At 60.6% G+C, this 19,686-nt stretch carries 20 protein-coding genes; 4 read left to right on the top strand and 16 right to left on the bottom strand.

The genetic code is table 11. The features are described from left to right. Positions 1-2 precede the first annotated feature (2 nt). The 3 genes from IF199_RS06735 to IF199_RS06725 all read right to left on the bottom strand — a co-directional run bounded on the left by IF199_RS06735 (position 3) and on the right by IF199_RS06725 (position 2,015). Positions 3-1,163 (bottom strand): aKG-HExxH-type peptide beta-hydroxylase, encoded by a 1,161-nt coding sequence (locus IF199_RS06735; RefSeq protein WP_192559974.1) that lies wholly within the window; start codon positions 1,161-1,163, stop codon positions 3-5. Positions 1,164-1,178: 15 nt separating this feature from the next. Next, positions 1,179-1,655, bottom strand: coding sequence for a GNAT family N-acetyltransferase (locus tag IF199_RS06730; RefSeq protein WP_192559973.1), 477 nt, complete (start codon positions 1,653-1,655; stop codon positions 1,179-1,181). A gap of 99 nt (positions 1,656-1,754) precedes the next feature. Continuing rightward, positions 1,755-2,015 (bottom strand): Os1348 family RiPP precursor, encoded by a 261-nt coding sequence (locus IF199_RS06725; protein WP_096819482.1) that lies wholly within the window; start codon positions 2,013-2,015, stop codon positions 1,755-1,757. A gap of 586 nt (positions 2,016-2,601) precedes the next feature. On the opposite strand from IF199_RS06725, the gene IF199_RS06720 reads away from it, so the two are divergent. Then, positions 2,602-3,858: an OprD family porin gene (locus IF199_RS06720; protein WP_192559972.1), complete on the top strand. Its 1,257-nt coding sequence runs from the start codon at positions 2,602-2,604 to the stop codon at positions 3,856-3,858. A gap of 167 nt (positions 3,859-4,025) precedes the next feature. Here the strand turns inward: IF199_RS06720 and pcaC are convergent, their stop codons facing one another. From pcaC to pcaR, 11 genes are all read right to left on the bottom strand, one after another. Then, positions 4,026-4,418 carry a 4-carboxymuconolactone decarboxylase gene (gene pcaC, locus IF199_RS06715; protein ID WP_007917093.1) on the bottom strand — a complete coding sequence of 131 codons (393 nt, stop codon included), beginning with the start codon at positions 4,416-4,418 and terminating at the stop codon, positions 4,026-4,028. Between the two features lie 10 nt (positions 4,419-4,428). Beyond that, on the bottom strand, positions 4,429-5,220 hold the full coding sequence (pcaD, locus tag IF199_RS06710; protein ID WP_192559971.1) for a 3-oxoadipate enol-lactonase: 792 nt from the start codon (positions 5,218-5,220) through the stop codon (positions 4,429-4,431). 11 nt (positions 5,221-5,231) lie between these two features. Continuing rightward, positions 5,232-6,596, bottom strand: coding sequence for a 3-carboxy-cis,cis-muconate cycloisomerase (locus tag IF199_RS06705; RefSeq protein ID WP_192559970.1), 1,365 nt, complete (start codon positions 6,594-6,596; stop codon positions 5,232-5,234). A gap of 46 nt (positions 6,597-6,642) precedes the next feature. Then, a complete protein-coding gene (locus tag IF199_RS06700) occupies positions 6,643-7,938 on the bottom strand; it encodes an MFS family transporter (RefSeq protein ID WP_096819486.1) in 1,296 nt (431 codons plus the stop codon). Between the two features lie 111 nt (positions 7,939-8,049). Beyond that, positions 8,050-8,616 carry a protocatechuate 3,4-dioxygenase subunit alpha gene (pcaG, locus tag IF199_RS06695; RefSeq protein WP_007957832.1) on the bottom strand — a complete coding sequence of 189 codons (567 nt, stop codon included), beginning with the start codon at positions 8,614-8,616 and terminating at the stop codon, positions 8,050-8,052. 1 nt (position 8,617) lies between these two features. Beyond that, positions 8,618-9,322 carry a protocatechuate 3,4-dioxygenase subunit beta gene (gene pcaH, locus IF199_RS06690; protein ID WP_007957831.1) on the bottom strand — a complete coding sequence of 235 codons (705 nt, stop codon included), beginning with the start codon at positions 9,320-9,322 and terminating at the stop codon, positions 8,618-8,620. Between the two features lie 36 nt (positions 9,323-9,358). Beyond that, the gene (pcaF, locus tag IF199_RS06685) at positions 9,359-10,564 is read right to left on the bottom strand and encodes a 3-oxoadipyl-CoA thiolase (RefSeq protein ID WP_192559969.1); all 1,206 of its coding nucleotides are present in this window, start codon (positions 10,562-10,564) and stop codon (positions 9,359-9,361) included. Beyond that, positions 10,561-11,340, bottom strand: coding sequence for a CoA-transferase subunit beta (locus IF199_RS06680; RefSeq protein WP_096819489.1), 780 nt, complete (start codon positions 11,338-11,340; stop codon positions 10,561-10,563). Before IF199_RS06680 ends, pcaF begins: the two co-directional genes overlap by 4 nt. Continuing rightward, complete coding sequence (locus IF199_RS06675) at positions 11,340-12,197, bottom strand: CoA transferase subunit A (RefSeq protein ID WP_003222404.1); 858 nt, start codon at positions 12,195-12,197, stop codon at positions 11,340-11,342. The genes IF199_RS06680 and IF199_RS06675 overlap by 1 nt, the downstream gene beginning before the upstream one ends. A 194-nt stretch (positions 12,198-12,391) precedes the next feature. Continuing rightward, positions 12,392-13,738, bottom strand: coding sequence for a 4-hydroxybenzoate transporter PcaK (gene pcaK / locus IF199_RS06670; protein ID WP_096819490.1), 1,347 nt, complete (start codon positions 13,736-13,738; stop codon positions 12,392-12,394). 294 nt (positions 13,739-14,032) lie between these two features. Beyond that, on the bottom strand, positions 14,033-14,875 hold the full coding sequence (pcaR, locus tag IF199_RS06665) for a pca regulon transcriptional regulator PcaR (protein WP_096819491.1): 843 nt from the start codon (positions 14,873-14,875) through the stop codon (positions 14,033-14,035). Positions 14,876-15,517: 642 nt separating this feature from the next. Between pcaR and IF199_RS06660 the strand changes: the two genes are divergently transcribed. Further along, on the top strand, positions 15,518-15,718 hold the full coding sequence (locus tag IF199_RS06660; protein WP_007957826.1) for a hypothetical protein: 201 nt from the start codon (positions 15,518-15,520) through the stop codon (positions 15,716-15,718). A gap of 375 nt (positions 15,719-16,093) precedes the next feature. Next, the gene (locus IF199_RS06655; protein ID WP_096819492.1) at positions 16,094-17,569 is read left to right on the top strand and encodes an inorganic phosphate transporter; all 1,476 of its coding nucleotides are present in this window, start codon (positions 16,094-16,096) and stop codon (positions 17,567-17,569) included. Between the two features lie 565 nt (positions 17,570-18,134). Here the strand turns inward: IF199_RS06655 and ccoM are convergent. Next, on the bottom strand, positions 18,135-18,248 hold the full coding sequence (ccoM, locus tag IF199_RS30445) for a cytochrome c oxidase subunit CcoM (protein WP_003222396.1): 114 nt from the start codon (positions 18,246-18,248) through the stop codon (positions 18,135-18,137). 145 nt (positions 18,249-18,393) lie between these two features. Further along, positions 18,394-18,555 (bottom strand): hypothetical protein, encoded by a 162-nt coding sequence (locus IF199_RS06650; protein WP_096819493.1) that lies wholly within the window; start codon positions 18,553-18,555, stop codon positions 18,394-18,396. Between the two features lie 183 nt (positions 18,556-18,738). Between IF199_RS06650 and IF199_RS06645 the strand changes: the two genes are divergently transcribed. Then, the gene (locus tag IF199_RS06645) at positions 18,739-19,605 is read left to right on the top strand and encodes a LysR substrate-binding domain-containing protein (protein ID WP_192559968.1); all 867 of its coding nucleotides are present in this window, start codon (positions 18,739-18,741) and stop codon (positions 19,603-19,605) included. Positions 19,606-19,686: the final 81 nt, after the last annotated feature.

Here is a 19,686-nt window from a genome sequence, read left to right as displayed (position 1 = left end):
GCTCAGGCCGTTGCACCCAATACCGGTGGCGTCGTGGTCAATGGCGCCGCAGCGGCGAGCCGTCCGGAGTATTTGCTCTCCATGGCCCGCACCTCGGCGGCAAGGTTTTCCAGCAACTGGCGCCCGTGGGGCGTGAAATCTTCACTGCCTTGAAGGTCCGGCAAGGCCCGGATCAACCCCCGCAGAATGAACAGCAGACGGTTCTGCGCCCGCTGCAATTCCTCGTCGGAACGCGACCGTACCCGTTCCATGTACTTGACCAGCGCGATGTACACGTAAAACGCATGAAAGTAGCCATACAGGTCACGCTTCTGGCCCGACCACGGCAAGCTGAATGACGCCTCCTGCGAAGCATCGGGGTCGACGACCGCCGACACCTCGACGACGTGATAAAGCAACTGATGAGTCGCCTCATGCACCAGGGATTCCTCAAGATCGAGGATCGAGTCGTCCCGGCTCGCCAGAAGGATGACGCCGGTGTAGCGCGAAGCCGAACAACTGCGAAAGGTACCGTCCGGCAGGTAACAAATGGATTTGATCAGAGACTTCATCTGTTCACGGCAGGCCGGCCAGGTGTGCTCAATCCGCAACAAGGCAATCTTCACCACGTCAGCGAAGAACCGACTGGAAACACCGCCGCGCTCCAGACGCTTGCGGGTCGCTTCGTCTTCCGGGAATTCATAACTGGGCGGCGTGGCCTGCATGATCAGCGGATCGGCGTCGAACCGGTAGACCGGCGGGTCGTTCTGAACCACGACCGACTGGCTCCGGGCCTTGACCCTGTCGAGCATCTCGGGAAACTCGAATAATGTCTTTTCCAGTTCGGCAGTACTCTCTGACTTTCCGACCAGAAAGTGATTGGTTAAACGAAACGCCTGCCCGGTCCATATCTGAAAGACCGGGTCATTGATAATCGAAGCCTGCTCACGGGGTGGCAGCAATACAAGTTCCACCGCCTGATCGAAAAACACCGAGCACCGCGACTCCCCGGAAAACAACTTGAATAATTCGGCATATAAAACCATGAAGATGGTGAAACGATTGCGACTGACATGTTCAAGTAATATTTCAAATCTTGAATATCTGGCATCAGCAAGAAAGGTGTTCCCTTTAAACAAGTCATCAACCGTCGAATCAAATTCGCCGTGGTTTCCAATATCCATTTTTCAACCATCCTTTCAGGCAGGCGGCAATGGTTTCGCCATGGTCAGACTGGCGATGTCATAGCCCAATTGTTCATAAAGACCACGTGCCGGCAGGTTGCGGCCAAACACATGCAGACGCATTTCCTCGCAGCCGTTCTGACGCGCCCAGGTTTCGGCGGCCAGCATCGATTGTCGGGCATGCCCCTGACGGCGCTCGCCAGGCTCGATGTAGATATCCAGGATGAAAGCAATCGGCTTCGTGCCGACATGTCGACGGGCGATCCACAACTCGCCGATACGTCGCTGGCTGTCCTGGATCACCCAGAGCTGATGGTTTTCGGTCAGCCGTCCCTTGTCCAGCAACTGCGCGAAAGCCGTGGCGGATCGGTGCGAGGCTTCTGCCTGGCTCCATTCTCCCGAGGCGACCATGCCTTGGGCATACTCGTCGACCGCCCTTTCGGTGAACGTCACAAAGTCCGCGTCGTCCATGGGAATCAAGGTGACTGACATACGTCGCTCACTCCCTCTGCATGCACTTTGCAATCGGGCCATTTGGCGCGCACAGAGCCGGATCGCCGCTCCACTACGCGCCAAACAGCCCCCCGGGCATCAGTCCATCCGTGCCTGAATCTGTTGTTGCTGGTCAAAGATCGCAGCCGTTCCCAGTTTGTCGCGAATACCCGCCCCCGCGGTGCCCAGTTTTGCCACATCAATATTCTTGACGGCGCTCAGTTCGGTTGCGCTCAAGTGCACACCAATGCCCTTGGCCGCGCCTTCAGCATCCTTGTGCAACTGTTCCGCAAAGTCCTTATCAATAAGGGCACGACCGACCACCGTCGCGAGACGTTCCTGATTCACTTTTGCAGGCATGTTATCTCTCCTTGTTATCAATAATTAATTCTCTCGAGAGCGACAACAAACCTCCCTGCCCCTTTCGAGAATTTTGAATATAGCAATGCCTGTTTCCTTTGCCAGTTACAACGCAGCTTCCCGTTAAACCTTTTCACGATAAGCGATAACGCCAATTATTAAGTTGAACCCGCGATGATTGAGAGAGCCTTTATTACAACAATTACTGTAGGTAATTTCCTACAACCAAAGAAATAAGCACATCCACAATCGCCATTAATAGAACGCCGCTGGAACAACTCGTTAATACGAAACATAAACACGGGATTTCATTAAGAATGCGCTGAGAACGGAAAATAAAACCCTCGCCGATTAGCGTTCGATAATCGCACAAAACCCTGTTTACCCCGATTGAATCCCCGTGCCGATCCCCCTCACCATTGCCCACACCAACAAAACCAATAAAAACAGGTTCATCCCCATGACCACGCGTCCTCCCCGCTCGGGCTGATCCCGCCCTTCGTTTCATCGAGTCCGTTTCTTGTCTGCAACCTCCGGTTGCGGCTGCGAACTGCTTCATCCCAAACAATTAGAGAGACCCGAGCCCATGACACGTTCCACAACACCTTATGCACTCAGCCTGATCGCCCTGGCACTGGCCGGCGCCGCTTTGCCCGTCGTGGCCGAAGAAGCCGGTTTCGTCGAAGGGGCCAAAGCCGATCTGAACCTGCGCAACTTCTACATCAATCGCAATTTCACCAACCCGACCAAGGCTCAGGGTAAGGCCGAAGAGTGGACGCAAAGCTTTATCCTCGATGCCAAGTCCGGTTTCACCCAGGGCACCGTCGGTTTCGGCATGGACGTGTTGGGGCTGTACTCGGTGAAGCTCGATGGCGGCAAAGGCACCGGCGGCACGCAACTGTTGCCGCTGGATCATGACGGTCGCCCGGCGGACAATTTCGGCCGTACCAACGTGGCGTTCAAGGCCAAGCTGTCGCAGACCGAAATCAAGGTCGGAGAATGGATGCCGGTGCTGCCGATCCTGCGTTCGGACGACGGCCGCTCGCTGCCGCAGACCTTTCGCGGCGGGCAGATCACCTCGAAGGAAATCGCCGGCCTGACCCTGTATGGCGGCCAGTTCCGCGCCAACAGCCCCCGTGACGACAGCAGCATGAGCGACATGTCGATGTTCGGCAAAGCGGCGTTCACCTCGGATCGCTTCAACTTCCAGGGCGGCGAATATGTATTCAACGACAAGCGCACGCAGATCGGCCTGTGGAACGCCGAACTCAAGGACATCTACAGCCAGCAGTACGTCAATCTGATCCACAGCCAGCCGCTGGGCGACTGGACCCTGGGCGCCAACCTCGGTTTCTTCTATGGCAAGGACGACGGCAGCGCCCGGGCCGGCGAGCTCGACAACAAAACCTGGTCGGGGATGTTCTCCGCGCGATACGGCGGCAACACCTTCTACGTCGGCCTGCAAAAACTCACGGGCGACAGCGCCTGGATGCGCGTCAACGGCACCAGCGGCGGCACCCTCGCCAACGACAGCTACAACTCAAGCTACGACAACGCCCGGGAACGTTCCTGGCAACTACGCCACGACTACAACTTCGCCGCCCTCGGCGTTCCCGGCCTGACCCTGATGAACCGCTACATCAGCGGCGACAACGTGCACACCGGCACCATCACCGATGGCAAGGAATGGGGCCGCGAATCGGAACTGGGCTACACCGTGCAGAGCGGCACGCTGAAGAATCTGAACGTCAGATGGCGCAACTCGACCATGCGTCGCGACTTCAGCAACAACGAGTTCGACGAGAACCGGTTGATCATCAGTTACCCGATCAGCCTGCTCTAGGTCGCTGTGCCATCCGTCAGGATTAATGGCACGCCGCCAGCCGCCGAGTAGAGAGGGAGCACCTGAAGGACTCAGGTGACCCACCCTCTTCGCTTCCCTGGGTTTGATTGATCAGAGCCGCGACCGCCATCGCGAACCGGCTCGCGATGGCGTCCGCTGGAACGCTTTCACTCTCGGGATTCGACACCCAACTCATCCCACACCGACTCGGCCAGATGAAAGGTCGCATTCGCCGCCGGAATTCCGCAGTAGATCGCGCTCTGCATGATCACTTCCTTGATCTCGCCACGGCTCACGCCATTGTTGGCCGCTGCGCGCAGGTGCAACTTGAGTTCGCCTTCGCGGTTCATGCCGATCAGCATGGCGATGGTGATCAGGCTACGGGTGTGGCGCGGCAGGCCCGGACGGGTCCAGATATCGCCCCAGGCGTGACGGGTGATCATCTCCTGGAATTCCGAGTTGAACTCGGTCAGCGTAGTCAGGCTGCGATCGACATGGGCGTCGCCGAGGACCGCACGGCGCACTTGCATGCCCTCGTCGTAACGTTGTTTCTCGTCCACGGAAATCCCCTCAAGCGGTCAGCAGAAATGTCAGCACGCGGTCGCTGAACGCGTCGCCGGCCTGAACGTTGGAAAGGTGTGCGGCATAAAACTCGGCGTACTCGGCGCCGCGCACATGCTCCTGAATGAAATGTCCGCCGGACGGCGGCGTCACTGCGTCTTCAGTACCGGCGATCACCAGTAGCGGCGCCTTGATCGACGATAACTGCTCACGGAAATCCGCATCGCGCACCGCCGCGCAGTTGGCGGCGTAACCTTCAGGATTGGTCGCGGCCAGCATGTCGGTAATCTGCTTGGCCGCTGCCGGATGGGCGGCGGAAAAGTCCGGGGTAAACCAACGGGCAATCGATGCATCACGCAAGGCGACCATCGCCGCCGGGCCGTCGCGTAGCACAGTTTCGATGCGCGGATTCCACACCGACGGATCGCCGATTTTCGCCGCCGTGTTGCAGACGATCAGTTTGTTCAGACGCTGGCCGGCATTGATCCCCAGCCACTGACCGATCAAGCCGCCCATCGACAGACCGCAGAAATGCGCACGTTCGATGTGCAGCGCATCCAGCAGTGCCAGCACGTCGCGGCCCAGTTGCTCGATGCTGTAAGGGCCCGGCGTCACCAGCGACTGGCCGTGACCACGGGTGTCGAAACGCAGCACGCGAAAGTGCTCGGTGAACGCCGGCATCTGGGCGTCCCACATGTGCAGATCGGTGCCCAGCGAGTTGGACAGCACCAGCACCGGCGCATCGACCGGGCCTTCCAATGAGTAATGCAGTTCGCCATCGGCGAGTTGAACGAAAGCCACAGCCCTCTCCTTCAGACAGATAACGCGTGATGTTCGGCCACCGCACGCTCGACCCAGACCTGCGCCTGACCGAGGTAACGGGCAGGATCGAGCAGATGATCCAGTTCGGTAGCGCTGAGTTGGGCGGTCACTTGCGGTTCGTCGCCGAGTACCGCACGCAGATGGCGTTGTTCAGCCACCGCCCGTTTGCAGCATTGTTCGAGCAGATGATGCGCGGTGTCGCGGCCGACCCGTTGCGCAAGGACGATGCTCACCGCTTCGGCCAGCACCAGACCTTGGGTCAATTCCAGGTTGCGGGCCATGCGCGCGGCATCGACTTCCAGACCGTCGGCCAGCAGCCGCGCCTGTTGCAGCGCGCCCGACACCAGGCAGCAGATGTCCGGCAAGGTTTCCCATTCGGCGTGCCACAAGCCGAGGCTGCGCTCGTGCTCCTGAGGCATGGCGCTGAACAAAGTCGAGACCAGGCCCGGAACACGGGTCGCCGCACCGATCAACACCGCCGCGCCCACCGGGTTGCGCTTGTGCGGCATGGTCGAGGAACCGCCCTTGCCCGGCGCTGAAGGCTCGAACACTTCCGCCGCTTCGGTCTGCATCAACAGGCTGATGTCGCGGCCGAATTTGCCGAGGCTGCCGGCGATCAGACCGAGCACCGCGCCGAACTCGACGATGCGATCACGCTGGGTGTGCCACGGTTGTTCCGGCAGGGTCAGTTGCAGTTCTTCGGCCAGCGCATGGGCAATCGGCAATGCCTGTTCGCCCAGCGCTGCGAGGGTGCCCGAGGCGCCGCCGAATTGCAGCACCAGCAGGCGCGGCTTGAGTTCGCGCAGACGCTGACGGCTGCGGGTGACCGCGCCGAGCCAGCCGGCGATCTTCATGCCGAGGGTCACCGGCGTCGCGTGTTGCAGCCATGTCCGCCCGGCCAGTGGCGTCGCCGAGTAGCGTTGAGCCTGGGCCGCAAGGGCGTCGGCCAGTTGCGCCAGCTCCCCTTCGATCAGTTCCAGCGCCTGACGCAATTGCAGCACCAGCCCGGAGTCCATCACGTCCTGGCTGGTGGCGCCCAGATGCACATAGCGCTCGGCCTCGACATCGGTTGCGGCAATCCGTTTGCCCAACGCCTTGACCAGCGGAATCGCCGAATTGCCCGCCGTGGCGATGGCTTCGCCCAATGCTGCGAAATCAAACAGCTCGGCGCGACAGGCGTTTTCGATGGATGCCACAGCACTCGCCGGAATCACCCCGACCCGCGCTTCGGCCCGGGCCAGCGCCGCTTCGAAGTCGAGCATCGCCTGCACCCGGCCCTGATCGCAGAACACGTCGCGCATTTCGCGGGCAGTGAAATAGGCATCGAACAATTGATTGCCCGGTCGCTGAGTCATAAACAGTCCTTGCAGGCGCGGGCCGTTGTGACCCGCGCACTTCGGTTTAGAGATCGTGGTGCAAGTAGGCGGCCTGCTTCGGCAGACGCAGGCTGAACAGGAACGCCACCGCCATCATCACCGTGACGTACCAGTAGAAGGCGTTTTCCATGCCCCCGGCTTTCAGGCTCAGGGCCACGTATTCGGCCGAACCGCCGAAGATCGCGTTAGCCACCGCGTAGGCCAGGCCGACGCCGAGGGCGCGGACTTCCGGCGGAAACATTTCGGCTTTTACCAGGCCGCTGATCGAGGTGTAGAAACTGACGATCGCCAGCGCCACGGTGATCAGCACGAAGGCCAGGAACGGGCTGCTGACGCTTTTCAGGCTCAACAGGATCGGCACGGTGAACAGCGTGCCGAGGGCACCGAACCAGAGCATCGAGTTACGCCGGCCGATCTTGTCGGCGAGCATGCCGAACAGTGGCTGCATGCACATATATAAGAAGAGCGCGCCGGTCATGATGAAGCTCGCGGTCTTGGCGTGCATGCCGGCGGTGTTCACCAGGTACTTCTGCATGTACGTGGTGAAGGTGTAGAAAATCAGCGAGCCACCGGCGGTATAGCCGAGGACGGTGATGAACGCAGCCTTGTGATCGCGGAACAGCGCACGGATGCTGCCGGCGTCTTTGTGTTCGCGTATTTCCTTGTTGGTGGTTTCTTTCAAGGCGCGACGCAGGAACAACGAAATCAGCGCCGCCACCGCCCCGACCACGAACGGAATCCGCCAGCCGTAGGCCCGCAGTTCATCTTCAGAGAGGAATTGCTGCAGGATCACCACCACCAGCACCGCCAGCAGTTGACCGCCGATCAGGGTCACGTACTGGAAGGAAGCGAAGAAACCGCGCTGGCCCTTGAGTGCCACTTCGCTCATGTAGGTCGCAGTGGTGCCGTACTCACCGCCCACCGACAAGCCCTGCAACAGGCGCGCGAACAGCAACAGCACCGGCGCCCAGACCCCGATGCTGTTGTAGGTCGGCAGACAGGCAATGAGCAACGAGCCGAAACACATCATCAGAATCGAGATCAGCATCGAGTTCTTGCGCCCGTGCTTGTCCGCCACCCGGCCGAAGATCCAGCCGCCGATCGGTCGCATCAGGAACCCGGCGGCGAACACGCCTGCGGTGTTGACCAGCTGCACCGTGGGGTTGTCCGAGGGGAAAAACGCCGGGGCGAAGTAGATCGCGCAGAAGGCGTAGACATAGAAGTCGAACCATTCGACCAGGTTGCCGGACGAGGCGCCGACAATGGCGAAGATACGCTTGCTGCGCTCCTCGCCGGTGTAATGAGCTGTGGTGGTTGTCATTGTTTTTCACTCGATAGGGACAGTGAGAGTCTAGACACACTTCGCAACAGTCCCGTTCCACATTGGATCAGCGACACACCTTCCCTGTGGCAGGGAAGGTGCAGTGTTCTTTCAATAATCGAAGAACACGGTTTCCGCGTCAGTGCCCTGCAGGATCACATTCCACTGATAAACGCCCGCCGCATCCGGCTTGGCCAGCAACGTGGTGCGGCGCTCGGCCGGTACGCATTCGAGCAGCGGATCATTGACGTTCGCCGGATCGCCCTCGAAATAAATCCGCGTCAGCAAGTGCTTCACCAACCCGCGCGCAAACACCAGCACCACCAGATGCGGCGCCTGGGTCGAGCCTTTCAGGCCTTCGACCGTGCCCGGTTTGATCGTGGTGAAACGGAAGCGCCCTTCGGCATCCACCGGCACCCGGCCGAAACCTTCGAAATTCGGGTCCAGCGGTTTGGCCTGTTCGTCTTCCGGGTGATCGTATTTGCCGGCGGCGTTGGCCTGCCAGACTTCGAGCATGGCGTCGTTGACGACATCGCCGTTGCCATCCACCACTTGCCCGCTGATCGCCACGCGCTGGCCGAGGGTCAGTTCATTGGCGAGGTTTTCGCGGTTCAGCCAGGTCAGGCCGATGTGGTAATACGGCCCAACGGTGTGGGACGTGGTCGCAGTCAGGGTCATCTCATTTCTCCATCGGCGTGGCTTCGCGGCCGCGCAGCACGATGTCCCAGCGATAAGCGAGGGCGTAGGACGGAATGGTTTTTTCCAGATCGAAAGCGGCGATCAGGCGTTCCTTGGCCGAGGTGTCCGGCACGCAGTTGTAGATCGGGTCATACGGCAGCAATGGGTCGCCGGGGAAATACATTTGCGTGACCAGACGCGTCAGGATGCTCGGCCCGAACAGCGAGAAGTGCACGTGCGCCGGGCGCCAGGCGTTGTGGTGGTTGCCCCACGGATAGGCGCCGGGCTTGATGGTCTGGAACTGATACCAGCCGTCGGCGTCGGTCACGGTGCGGCCGGTGCCGGTGAAATTCGGGTCCAGCGGTGCGTCATGCAGATCACGGGCGTGGTTGTAGCGACCGGCGGCGTTGGCCTGCCAGATCTCCACCAGAATCCCCGGCACCGGCAGACCGTCTTCATCAAGCACACGGCCGTGAATGATGATCCGCTCACCAAGGGGCTCGCCCTGATGCTGGGCAGTCAGATCGTTGTCGGTGTCGGCCACTCGTTCGGCGCCGATGGTCGGGCCGGTGATTTCCGACAGCGAATGCGGCAGGAACACCAACGGCTTGGACGGCGAGCGCAGATTGGTGGATTGATAATTCGGGTGCAGGTATGGCGGCTGGGTGCCTTCCTGCGGGCGGCGGTAACCAGGCTTGTCAGTCATTTCGCTTTCCTCTGTTCTTGTTCGTCACGGCTTGCGTCAGACGCGTTCGATGGCCAGGGCCAGACCCTGGCCGACACCGACGCACATGGTCGCCAGACCTTTCTTGCCACCGGTCTTTTCCAACTGATGCAGGGCAGTCAGCACCAGACGTGCGCCGCTCATGCCCAACGGATGACCGAGGGCAATCGCGCCGCCGTTCGGGTTGACTTGGGCCGCGTCGTCCGCCAGTCCCAGTTCGCGTAATACCGCCAGACCTTGGCTGGCAAACGCTTCGTTGAGTTCGATCACATCGAAATCGCTAACTGCCACGCCAAGGCGTTCGGTGAGTTTGCGCACTGCCGGCACCGGGCCGATGCCCATCACCCGTGGTGCGACGCCGGCACTGGCCATGCCCAGCACTTTGGCGCGAGCGGTCAAACCGTGTTTTTTCACAGCTTCAGCCGAAGCCAGAATCAGCGCGGCGGCACCGTCATTCACGCCCGAAGCGTTGCCGGCGGTGACAGTCTTGTCCGGGCCGTTGACCGGTTTCAGTCTGGTCAGGGCTTCAATCGTGGTGTCGGCGCGAGGGTGTTCGTCCTGGCTGACCACGGTTTCACCCTTCTTGTGGGCGATCCGCACTTCGACGATTTCTTCGGCGAAGTAGCCGGCAGCCTGGGCAGCAGCAGTACGTTGCTGGCTGCGCAGGGCGAAAGCGTCCTGGTCCTCGCGGGAAATTTCGTAATCGTCAGCGACGTTGTCGGCGGTCTGCGGCATTGCGTCGACGCCGTACTGCGCCTTCATCAACGGGTTGATGAAGCGCCAGCCGATGGTGGTGTCTTCCAGTTTCATGTTGCGCGAAAACGCCGCGTCAGCCTTGCCCATCACGAACGGCGCGCGGGACATCGACTCGACACCGCCGGCAATCGCCAGCTCCATTTCGCCACTGGCGATGGCGCGGAACGCCGTGCCGATGGCGTCCATGCCCGACGCGCAGAGACGATTGAGGGTGACACCCGGAACGCTGTCCGGCAGACCGGCCAGCAGCAACGCCATGCGCGCCACGTTGCGGTTGTCTTCGCCGGCCTGGTTGGCGCAGCCAAGGAATACTTCGTCGATGGCGCTCCAGTCCACCGACGGATTGCGCTCCATCAGGGCCTTGATCGGCACGGCGGCCAGGTCGTCGGCGCGAACAGCCGCCAGACCGCCACCGAAACGACCGATGGGGGTACGAATCGCATCGCAGATATAAACGTCGCGCATCATGCTTCTCCCGGTGCCTGGCCGTGGGCCGCTGCTGTGCGGGCTTCGAGATCGCGCAGGGCGGTCAGCTCGACCTCGGTCGGTTCGGCGCTGGTGGCGACGCTGTCGGCAAAACGGATCGCCCAACCGGTGGCGGCGACCACTTGCTCGCGGGTCACGCCCGGGTGCAGTGCGGTGACCACGAATTCGTGGGTGCCCTCTTCCGGCTCCATGATGCACAGGTCGGTAATGATCCCGACCGGGCCGGCGCCCGGCAGGCCCAGACGTTTGCGCGAATCGCCGCCCTCGCCATGGCCGACCGAGGTAATGAAATCGAGCTTGTCGACAAACGAACGCGCCGACTGTTTAAGGATGATCAGCACGCTTTTGGCGGAACCGGCGATCTCCGGCGCACCACCGGCACCCGGCAGACGCACTTTCGGCTGGTGATAATCGCCAACCACGGTGGTGTTGATGTTGCCGAAACGGTCGACCTGCGCTGCGCCGAGAAAACCGACGTCGATGCGTCCGCCCTGCAGCCAGTAGCGAAAAATCTCACCGGTCGGCACGACGGTGTCGGCGGTTTCCGCCAGTTCGCCGTCACCGATCGACAGCGGCAGTACGCTGGGTTTTGCACCGATCGGGCCGGACTCGTAGATCAGCACCACGTCCGGCGAAGAGGTCAGCCGCGCCAGGTTGGCGGCTTTCGATGGCAGGCCGATGCCGACGAAGCACACCGAGCCGTTCTTCAGGCGACGGGCCGCGGCGACGGTCATCATTTCATTGGTGGTGTAAGTCATTACTTGGCCTCCGAAGCAGCGGCCAATTTGGCCTGGAACTCGCTGAAGTCAGCGCAGCCATGGATGTATTCGTTGATCCACGCGGTAAACGTCTCACGGTCGCGGGCGATCGGATCCCACGCCTGATAGAAGCGGTTGTCACGCTCGGTGTAACCGTGGGCGTAGGACGGATGCGCGCCACCGGGCACATGGCAGACCGCGCTCAAGGCCCAGGTCGGCAGCACACAGGCGTTCATCGGCGCGTTGAGGTTGTCGACGATTTCTTCGACGGTGACGATGCAACGCTTGGCGGCCAGCGCGGCTTCTTTCTGCACACCGAGAATGCCCCACAGCAACACGTTGCCCTGACGGTCGGCTTTCTGGGCGTGGATCACGGTCACGTCCGGGCGCACCGACGGCACCGCCGCCAGCACTTCACCGGTGAACGGGCACGTCACGGACTTGATCAGCGGGTTGACCTTCGGCAGGTCAGAACCGGCGTAGGCCCGCAGCACCGCAAACGGCAGGCCGGAGGCGCCGGCGACGTAGGCATTGGCCAGGTCGGCGTGGCTGTGTTCTTCGATTTCCAGGGCGTGCGGCCATTGTTTCTCGACCGCGTCGCGCAGACGGTGCAGCGAACCCACGCCAGGGTTGCCGCCCCAGGAGAAGATCAGCTTGCGTGCACAACCGGCGCCGATCAGTTGGTCGTAGATCAGGTCAGGCGTCATCCGCACCAGGGTCAGATCTTTCTTGCCCTGACGAATGATTTCATGACCTGCCGCCGTAGGGATCAGGTGAGTGAAGCCTTCGAGCGCGACGGTGTCGCCGTCGTTGACGAATTGCTTCACCGCGTCGTGCAGCGAAAGGATCTCAGCCATGGAGCGGGCTCCCGTTTTTGTAGTGGATCGCCAGTGATAAAAAGGCGCGAGGTTGTGCGCCGGAGTCACTGAAGATTAAGCCGCTGATTTTCGCCAAACAATCCGATAATCGACTGAGTGTTCGTTTATCGAACAGATTGTTATCAACCTAATGATCACTCCCGCACCCGGTACGGGAGTGAGCGGAGTGGATATCAGGTCGCGTCCGCGTGACTGACCAGGCCCTTGATCACCACCGCTGCCGTCGCCAGCCCGGCCGGGATCACCAGCGCTGTCAGCACCTGTTCGAAATTCCAGCCCAGGCCCAGCAGGGTCGCGCCCATCCACGCCCCGAGAATCGCACCGAACCGGCCGATCCCGAGCATCCACGAGACACCGGTCGCCCGGCCTTGAGTCGGGTAAAACCGCGCCGCCAGCGACGGCATCGCCGATTGCGCGCCGTTGACGCACATGCCCGCCACCAGCACCAGCGTCGCCAGCAGCGTGATGTTGCCCAGGCTCTGCCCGACCGCGTAGGCAAACACCCCGGCCAGCAGGTAGAAAATGCCGATGACCTTGTGCGGATTGAAGCGGTCCATCGCCCAGCCTACGCCGACCGCGCTCAACACCCCGCCGAACTGGAACAACGCGCCGATGAAGGCGGCCTGCTCCATGCTCGCGCCGCTGTCGCGCATCAGGGTCGGCAGCCAACTGGTCAGCAGGTACACGATCACCAGACCCATGAAGTAGGTCAGCCACAGCAACAGCGTGCCGGTGCTGTAGGTGCCGGAGAAAATCACCGCGAATACGTTGCGTGCCTTGACGGTTTTCTGTTCCGGCACGCTGAAACTCGCTGCCTGGGCGACGGTGGCCGGGTCGATCGGTGCGAGGGTCTTGCGGACTTTGTCGGTGCCGCGATTACGCACCACCAGGTAACGCGCCGACTCCGGCAGCCAGACCAGCAACACCACGGCGAGGATCAGCGGCAGAATCCCGCCGATCAGCAACAAACTGTGCCAGCCGAACGCCGGAATCAGCTTGGCCGAGATGAACCCGCCTCCGGCCATTCCGAGGTTGAAACCGCAGAACATGCTGGTCACCAGCAGCGACTTTTTGCGCTCCGGGGTGTATTCCGACAGCAGCGTGGTGGCGTTCGGCATGCCCGCGCCCAATCCCAGACCGGTGAGGAAACGCAGCACCAGCAATTGCTCGACGTTGGTGGCGTAGGCCGACGCCAGGCTGAAAGCCCCGAACAGAAAGACCGCGCCGACCAGTACGACCTTTCGCCCGAAGCGGTCAGCCAGCGGCCCGGAGCCCAGTGCGCCGAAAACCATGCCGATCAACGCGGCGCTCATTACCGGGCCGAGGCTGGCGCGGTCGATGCCCCAGTCCTGGGACAGGGCCGGTGCGATAAACCCCATGGCCGCAGTGTCGAGGCCATCGAGGAACACAATCAGGAAACACAGAATCACCACGCGCCACTGATAGCGCGAGATCGGTTGAGCGTTGATGAAGGACTGCACGTCGAGGCAGTTACCCACAGCGGACTGAGGCTGGTTCATTATTTTTATTCCACGCAAAAAACGCAGTCGAACGGCGACCGGCCAAAGACTGGCACGGACACAAGCATATAAGGAGGGAATCAGGCGTTGCGCTAAAACCGGCAACAGGAACGGGAGCGGCGACAGTCGGGGAACGTGCGCATGGGAAGTTGCCTCTTGTCATTATTATGGGAGTCGACGATCCGGCGGGCTCATTCACAACAGCGCCGGATGACGCTGCCGCGACATTAATGATCCGGGGGTTTTAGCGTCAATTCGATAAACGCAACTCTGTGCGTTTATCGAACAGCTTCATCAGGCGAACAACTGCGCGCTAAGGTCGCGGCTGGCACTCAACAGACCCGGCAGAAAGCGCTGTTCCAGTTCGGTACGGCTGACGCGACCGGCGTGGGTGCTGACGTTGAGCGCGGCCACCACCTGGCCGGAGGCGTCGTACACCGGCACCGCAATCGAACGCAGGCCTTGCTCCAGTTCCTGATCGACGATACACCAACCCTGCTGCCGCACTTCCTGCAAACACTCGAGCAAGGTGTCGGGGGTGTGGAGCGTGCGGCTGGTCTTGGCCACCAGTTCGGCGTGGTCGAGGTATTCGCGCAACGACGTGTCGTCCAGCGCCGCCAGCAGAATCCGCCCCATGGACGTGCAATACGCCGGCAGACGCCCGCCCACCGACAGGTCCACCGAGATCAGGCGTTGAGTCGTGGCCGAACGGGCAATGTAGAGAATGTCGTCACCTTCCAGCGTGGCCATGTTGCAGGCCTCGTGAAGTTGCTCGCTCATGCGGTCGAGGTAAGGCTGGGCGGAAACCGCCAGCGGCGTCGAAGACAGATAGGCGTGACCGAGGGTCAGCACTTTGGGCAGCAACGAATAAGTACGGCCGTCGGTGGTGGCGTAGCCGAGCTTGATCAGCGTATGCAGGCAACGGCGCACGGCGGCACGGGGAATTTCCGTACGGTGGCTGATCTGGGCGATGGTCAAGTGACGCTTGCGTTCCTGAAACGCCTGGACCACCGCCAGGCCACGGGCCAGAGAGGTCATGAAGTCCGGATCACCGGTCAGGGCCTGGATGCGTTTGGCCGGTGAAGCAACGATCGGCGGCGCCACCGACGTAAAGGAATTGCGCATTTGATCGTTCATGTCAGGTCCTTTTTCCTGTACGGATCGACGGCTATACAAGCGGCTCGCAGACAGATGCACAAGCGCCAGATCGCCAACACCGGGCGATTATCGAACCGTCGACCGATAATCGCAACGATCCCTGCGTCCCGGCGGGAATCGCTCACGACCGTTTTAAACTCGGTATCACCTCATGCACCCGGCGCCTTAGTTGTTCGGCTAAATGGCGCCAGAAACACAACACCCGACAACAACGATGCAACTATGGGTAAAAGTTGCGAGTCACAAAACAATCACACATCCGGAACCGTTTTTAACTTGGCAAAGATAGTCAATCCCGAATCGGCCGCTATAATGCACCTCAGTGGCGCCGCACTTTTATTTGCCGTCGACGCCATTCGCTGAGGTAATGTCCATTGCCTTCAGCCCCGGCCAGCGCCTGATGATCATCACCCATGCACCGCCAGCGCGCTCGCTGAAACAGGAAACTGATGCTGCGTCAGTTTTAATCTGGTGCCGTAGCCGCCTGTAACATGGAAGTCTTGACCGCCCTGCCGATAACACCGCTGCCTGTTCAGGCCGTGGCTTGTTGGCGAACCGGTTCAATCGATTCGTTGCAGTGCGTTTCACCAGACATTTATCTCAACTCATACAGGTAGCACTGTGACGAAAGACGAACTGCGCGCGGAACTTGAGCGCCAGGAACAACGTTACAAGGAAGTTTACGGCGGGGAAGTCACCACCTACGCCGCCCAGCCCGAACCGGAACGCAAAGCCTGGCGTAAACGCCCCACCGTTCAGGATCAGGTCTTCCAGCAAGAACTGAAAAAAATGGAAGAGGAACTCAAAGCCGAAGAGCCTTGATGCCTTCCTTTGAGACTTTCGAGGGTAAGCGTACTCACCGGGTTACAAGCACGGTGGACTGACGATGCCTTGCGCGCCCGCTACCCGCGGGCAGCGGCCAACTCCCCTGTATTGCACAGGTTTGGAGCATGTCAGACACGTTTCTCAGATATTTCATACACGCTTCTGCCCCCTCTCGCACACCGGCCAATCCGCCGACGCTTCGCATTTTTTCCAATTGAATCAACACCTTGCAAAACCCTGTAAAAAGCTTGGGTAATGCACCTTGATACAAATTAATTTGGCGAAGAAGGTTACCGATGAGCAGGTAGGGGATCGATTTCCAGTCTTTTCTGGCATAATCGCGCCCCCTTATGACCGGGTCAGAAAACCTTCATGATCGATTTATTCAGCGGACTGGATGCCTGGGTGCTTGTGAGCCTCCTGCTCGCCCTGACATTTGTCCTCGCCTTCGAGTTCATCAATGGATTTCATGACACCGCTAACGCGGTAGCCACTGTTATCTACACCAAAGCGATGCCGCCTCACCTGGCGGTGTTCTTCTCGGGCGTGTTCAACTTCCTCGGCGTATTGCTGGGCGGTGTCGGCGTGGCGTATGCCATCGTCCACTTGCTGCCGGTAGAACTGCTGATCAATGTGAACACCGGCCATGGTCTGGCAATGGTGTTCTCGCTGCTCGCCGCCGCCATCGCCTGGAACCTGGGCACCTGGTACTTCGGTATCCCGGCCTCCAGTTCCCACACCCTGATCGGTTCGATCCTCGGTGTCGGCCTGGCCAACGCCCTGATCAACGAGATTCCACTGGCCGACGGCGTCAACTGGCAGAAAGCGATCGACATCGGCGCTTCGCTGGTGTTCTCGCCGATGGCCGGTTTCCTGATCGCCGCGCTGATCCTGATCGGCCTGAAATGGTGGCGCCCGCTGTCGAAAATGCACAAGACGCCTGAACAGCGCCGCAAGATCGACGACAAGAAGCACCCACCGTTCTGGAACCGTCTGGTCCTGGTGATCTCGGCCATGGCCGTGAGCTTCGTGCACGGCTCCAACGACGGCCAGAAAGGCATCGGCCTGATCATGCTGGTACTGATCGGTATCGTGCCTGCGCAGTTCGTACTCGACCTGAACAGCACCACTTACCAGATCGAACGTACTCGCGATGCGACCCTGCACCTGAGCCAGTTCTACAAGCGCAACGCCGATACCCTGGGCGAATTCCTGGCGCTGGGCAAAAGCGTGGAAGGCGACCTGCCGGAGAAATTCCGTTGCAACCCGCAACAGACCGAACCGACCATCAATGCCCTGCTCGACACCCTCAAAGGTGTGGCGGACTACCACTCGCTGTCGTCGGAAAGCCGCATCGAAGTGCGTCGCTACCTGCTCTGCCTGGACGACACCGCGAAGAAAGTCAGCAAACTGCCTGGCCTCGCCGCTCGTGAAAAAGCCGACCTGGACAAACTGCGCAAAGACCTGACCACCACCACCGAATACGCCCCGTTCTGGGTGATTCTGGCGGTCGCCCTGGCCCTGGGCCTGGGCACCATGGTTGGCTGGAAACGCGTGGTACTGACCATCGGCGAGAAGATCGGCAAGCAAGGCATGACCTACTCGCAAGGCATGTCGGCCCAGATCACCACCGCCAGCCTGATCGGCCTGGCCAACATCTTCAGCCTGCCGGTGTCCACCACCCACGTCCTCTCCTCGGGCGTGGCCGGCACCATGGTCGCCAACAAAAGCGGCCTGCAAGGCGGCACGGTGAAAACCATCCTGCTGGCCTGGGTCCTGACCCTGCCAGCCACCGTGGCCCTGTCGGCTGGTTTGTTCTGGCTGGCGTCGAAGGCGCTGGGTAGCTGATAGATCGTGATAATGAAAAAGGCGTGATTCGAGAGGATCACGCCTTTTTTGTTGGCTTCAGAAATGGGACGCGGAGCGTCCCGGGCTGCATTCCCACGCAGAGCGTGGGAACGATCAAGCTGTTAGCTTCCGCTTCCCACCACTCAACACGATGAGCGTTAGCTCGAGTACCGCTTTTGACGTGCCGGCCCCTTCGGCAGGCTGAGTGGAGGGATTCATCCGGGGGTGGGCGCGTAGCGCCGTTCGACGAAGTCGAACACATCGAGAGGAGGTGCAGCGAAGCAAACCGGAGGCGATGCCCCCGGATGAATCCCGGAACGAAGGAACGTCGAGCCTCAGCGAGGCGCCGAACGCCGGGGCCCAGCGTTTTGGTTACTTTGGGGCGTTTGCCAAAGTGACTCGCCGTAAGGGCGAAACCGCCAGTAGCAACACCCGAAGCAACGGATATTCACAAAAAACACCCACAACATGGTCGGCCCAGAGGCCGCCAAGAAGACAAAAAAAGGGGCAACCGAAGTCGCCCCAAAATGCCTTGCGTGCTCATCAAATCCAGAAAGACCCAACTTTACTTCTTGCGCTTATTCGCATCTTTCCAGATAAAAAATCCAAACCCTGCAAAAAACAGAACCATCAGGCCCACGGTCAGGACCCCGGCAAACACCACGTTATCGAAAAACATGACTGGCCTCCTGGCCCCTGCTCTGCTGCGATGGAACTAAGTTAACCAATCAGGCAGGCGCAGGAATTGACCGGGATCAATGCCGGTCAACACGCGGGAGAAAGGAGGGGAAATAACTGACCTGCATCAACGGATGCAGGGGAGATCAACGCTTTTTCGGTTTGTTTTTCGACTTTTTCTTCGGTTTGCCCAACGGCATGGCCTGCTCGAACGCCTGTCGCACTTCATTCAGGCGCTTCTCGTTGAGGTCATGAACCCGCTTGGCGCGTTCGGTGCTGAGGTCGATCAGTTTGTCGTCTTGGCTCATGGCGTTCGGTGCATCGCTTGGACTGAATCACAACTGCCGGATCACCGACAGGACTGCGCCAATAATGCGGCCTCGCGCCGGCGCTGACCAGCCATCGACGCAGGCGCTATACAACAAATCGTGTACCGGCCAGCGCTTTTGCCCGCACACTCTGCGCTTTGCACTGTTCCGAGGATGTCTGCCGTGCCCTTGCATCAGGATCTGCCGCCACTGATGGCCCTGCGCGCCTTCGAGGCCGTGGCCCGTCACTTGAGCTTCATCAAGGCTGCCGACGAACTGTCGGTGACGCAAAGTGCGATCAGCCATCAGGTGCACAAACTCGAGGAGTTCCTCGATCAGCCGCTGTTCGTGCGCCGCACCCGCGCGATCGACCTGACGCCGGCCGGCGAACAATACTATCGACAGATCGAGCCCGCCCTCGCCGCGATTGCCTCCGCCACCCACGACTTGCGCGGCGAGCGCCCCGCCACCCTGCGCATCGGCCTGCTGGCCTCCTTCGCCACCTTGTGGCTGGCGCCGTGCCTGGCGGACTTCAACACCAAATACCCGAACATCCACGTCGAGTTGCTACCCGCCGTGCAACTGGCCGATGTCGACGGCGGCGAGGTGGATCTGGCAATCCGCTACGGCAAGGGCGGCTGGCCGAAAGTCCAGGCACGCCGGTTCATGACGGAAACCCTGACGCCGGTGTGCAGCCCGGCCTTCAAGGCCCGCGGCGTGCAAAACGGCCCGCTGCTGATGGCCAAGTCGCACCAGCCGTTCGAATGGATCGACTGGCAGCAACACAGCGGCATCGACCTCGCGCAAGTGCCCAGCGTCATGCTCCACGACTACAACATCGTGGTCGAAGCGGCGGTGGCCGGACAGGGCATCGCCATGGGCCGCCAATGCCTGATTGATCGTCGACTCAAGGAAGGCGCACTGGTGCCAGCCTTCGACACCCCGCCAATGTCCGGCGAAATCGGTTACTGGCTGGTCACTCCGGAGCGCCCGCCAAGCCCGGCGGCACAGGCGTTCAGCCAATGGCTGGAGCAAATCGTCGACGCATGAGTTTTTTGGATACGTCGAATCAAATCTATCCGTTTGTCGCCCACCCTCCTGCGCCAACATGCTGGAGTCCTCATTCAGGAG

Source organism: Pseudomonas allokribbensis (genome assembly GCF_014863605.1).
Classification (GTDB): domain Bacteria; phylum Pseudomonadota; class Gammaproteobacteria; order Pseudomonadales; family Pseudomonadaceae; genus Aquipseudomonas; species Aquipseudomonas allokribbensis.
Note: the sequence above shows the minus strand (reverse complement) of the source record. Positions and strands in the feature narration are given on the sequence as shown.

Excerpts from the sequence above, each read along its gene's own strand:
- IF199_RS06735 (WP_192559974.1), bottom strand. The coding sequence starts at position 1,163 with ATGGATATTGGAAACCACGGCGAATTTGATTCGACGGTTGATGACTTG.
- IF199_RS06730 (WP_192559973.1), bottom strand. The coding sequence starts at position 1,655 with ATGTCAGTCACCTTGATTCCCATGGACGACGCGGACTTTGTGACGTTC.
- IF199_RS06725 (WP_096819482.1), bottom strand. The coding sequence starts at position 2,015 with ATGCCTGCAAAAGTGAATCAGGAACGTCTCGCGACGGTGGTCGGTCGT.
- IF199_RS06720 (WP_192559972.1), top strand. The coding sequence starts at position 2,602 with ATGACACGTTCCACAACACCTTATGCACTCAGCCTGATCGCCCTGGCA.
- IF199_RS06705 (WP_192559970.1), bottom strand. The coding sequence starts at position 6,596 with ATGACTCAGCGACCGGGCAATCAATTGTTCGATGCCTATTTCACTGCC.
- IF199_RS06700 (WP_096819486.1), bottom strand. The coding sequence starts at position 7,938 with ATGACAACCACCACAGCTCATTACACCGGCGAGGAGCGCAGCAAGCGT.
- pcaG (WP_007957832.1), bottom strand. The coding sequence starts at position 8,616 with ATGACCCTGACTGCGACCACGTCCCACACCGTTGGGCCGTATTACCAC.
- pcaH (WP_007957831.1), bottom strand. The coding sequence starts at position 9,322 with ATGACTGACAAGCCTGGTTACCGCCGCCCGCAGGAAGGCACCCAGCCG.
- pcaF (WP_192559969.1), bottom strand. The coding sequence starts at position 10,564 with ATGATGCGCGACGTTTATATCTGCGATGCGATTCGTACCCCCATCGGT.
- IF199_RS06680 (WP_096819489.1), bottom strand. The coding sequence starts at position 11,340 with ATGACTTACACCACCAATGAAATGATGACCGTCGCCGCGGCCCGTCGC.
- IF199_RS06675 (WP_003222404.1), bottom strand. The coding sequence starts at position 12,197 with ATGGCTGAGATCCTTTCGCTGCACGACGCGGTGAAGCAATTCGTCAAC.
- pcaK (WP_096819490.1), bottom strand. The coding sequence starts at position 13,738 with ATGAACCAGCCTCAGTCCGCTGTGGGTAACTGCCTCGACGTGCAGTCC.
- pcaR (WP_096819491.1), bottom strand. The coding sequence starts at position 14,875 with ATGAACGATCAAATGCGCAATTCCTTTACGTCGGTGGCGCCGCCGATC.
- IF199_RS06655 (WP_096819492.1), top strand. The coding sequence starts at position 16,094 with ATGATCGATTTATTCAGCGGACTGGATGCCTGGGTGCTTGTGAGCCTC.
- ccoM (WP_003222396.1), bottom strand. The coding sequence starts at position 18,248 with ATGTTTTTCGATAACGTGGTGTTTGCCGGGGTCCTGACCGTGGGCCTG.
- IF199_RS06650 (WP_096819493.1), bottom strand. The coding sequence starts at position 18,555 with ATGAGCCAAGACGACAAACTGATCGACCTCAGCACCGAACGCGCCAAG.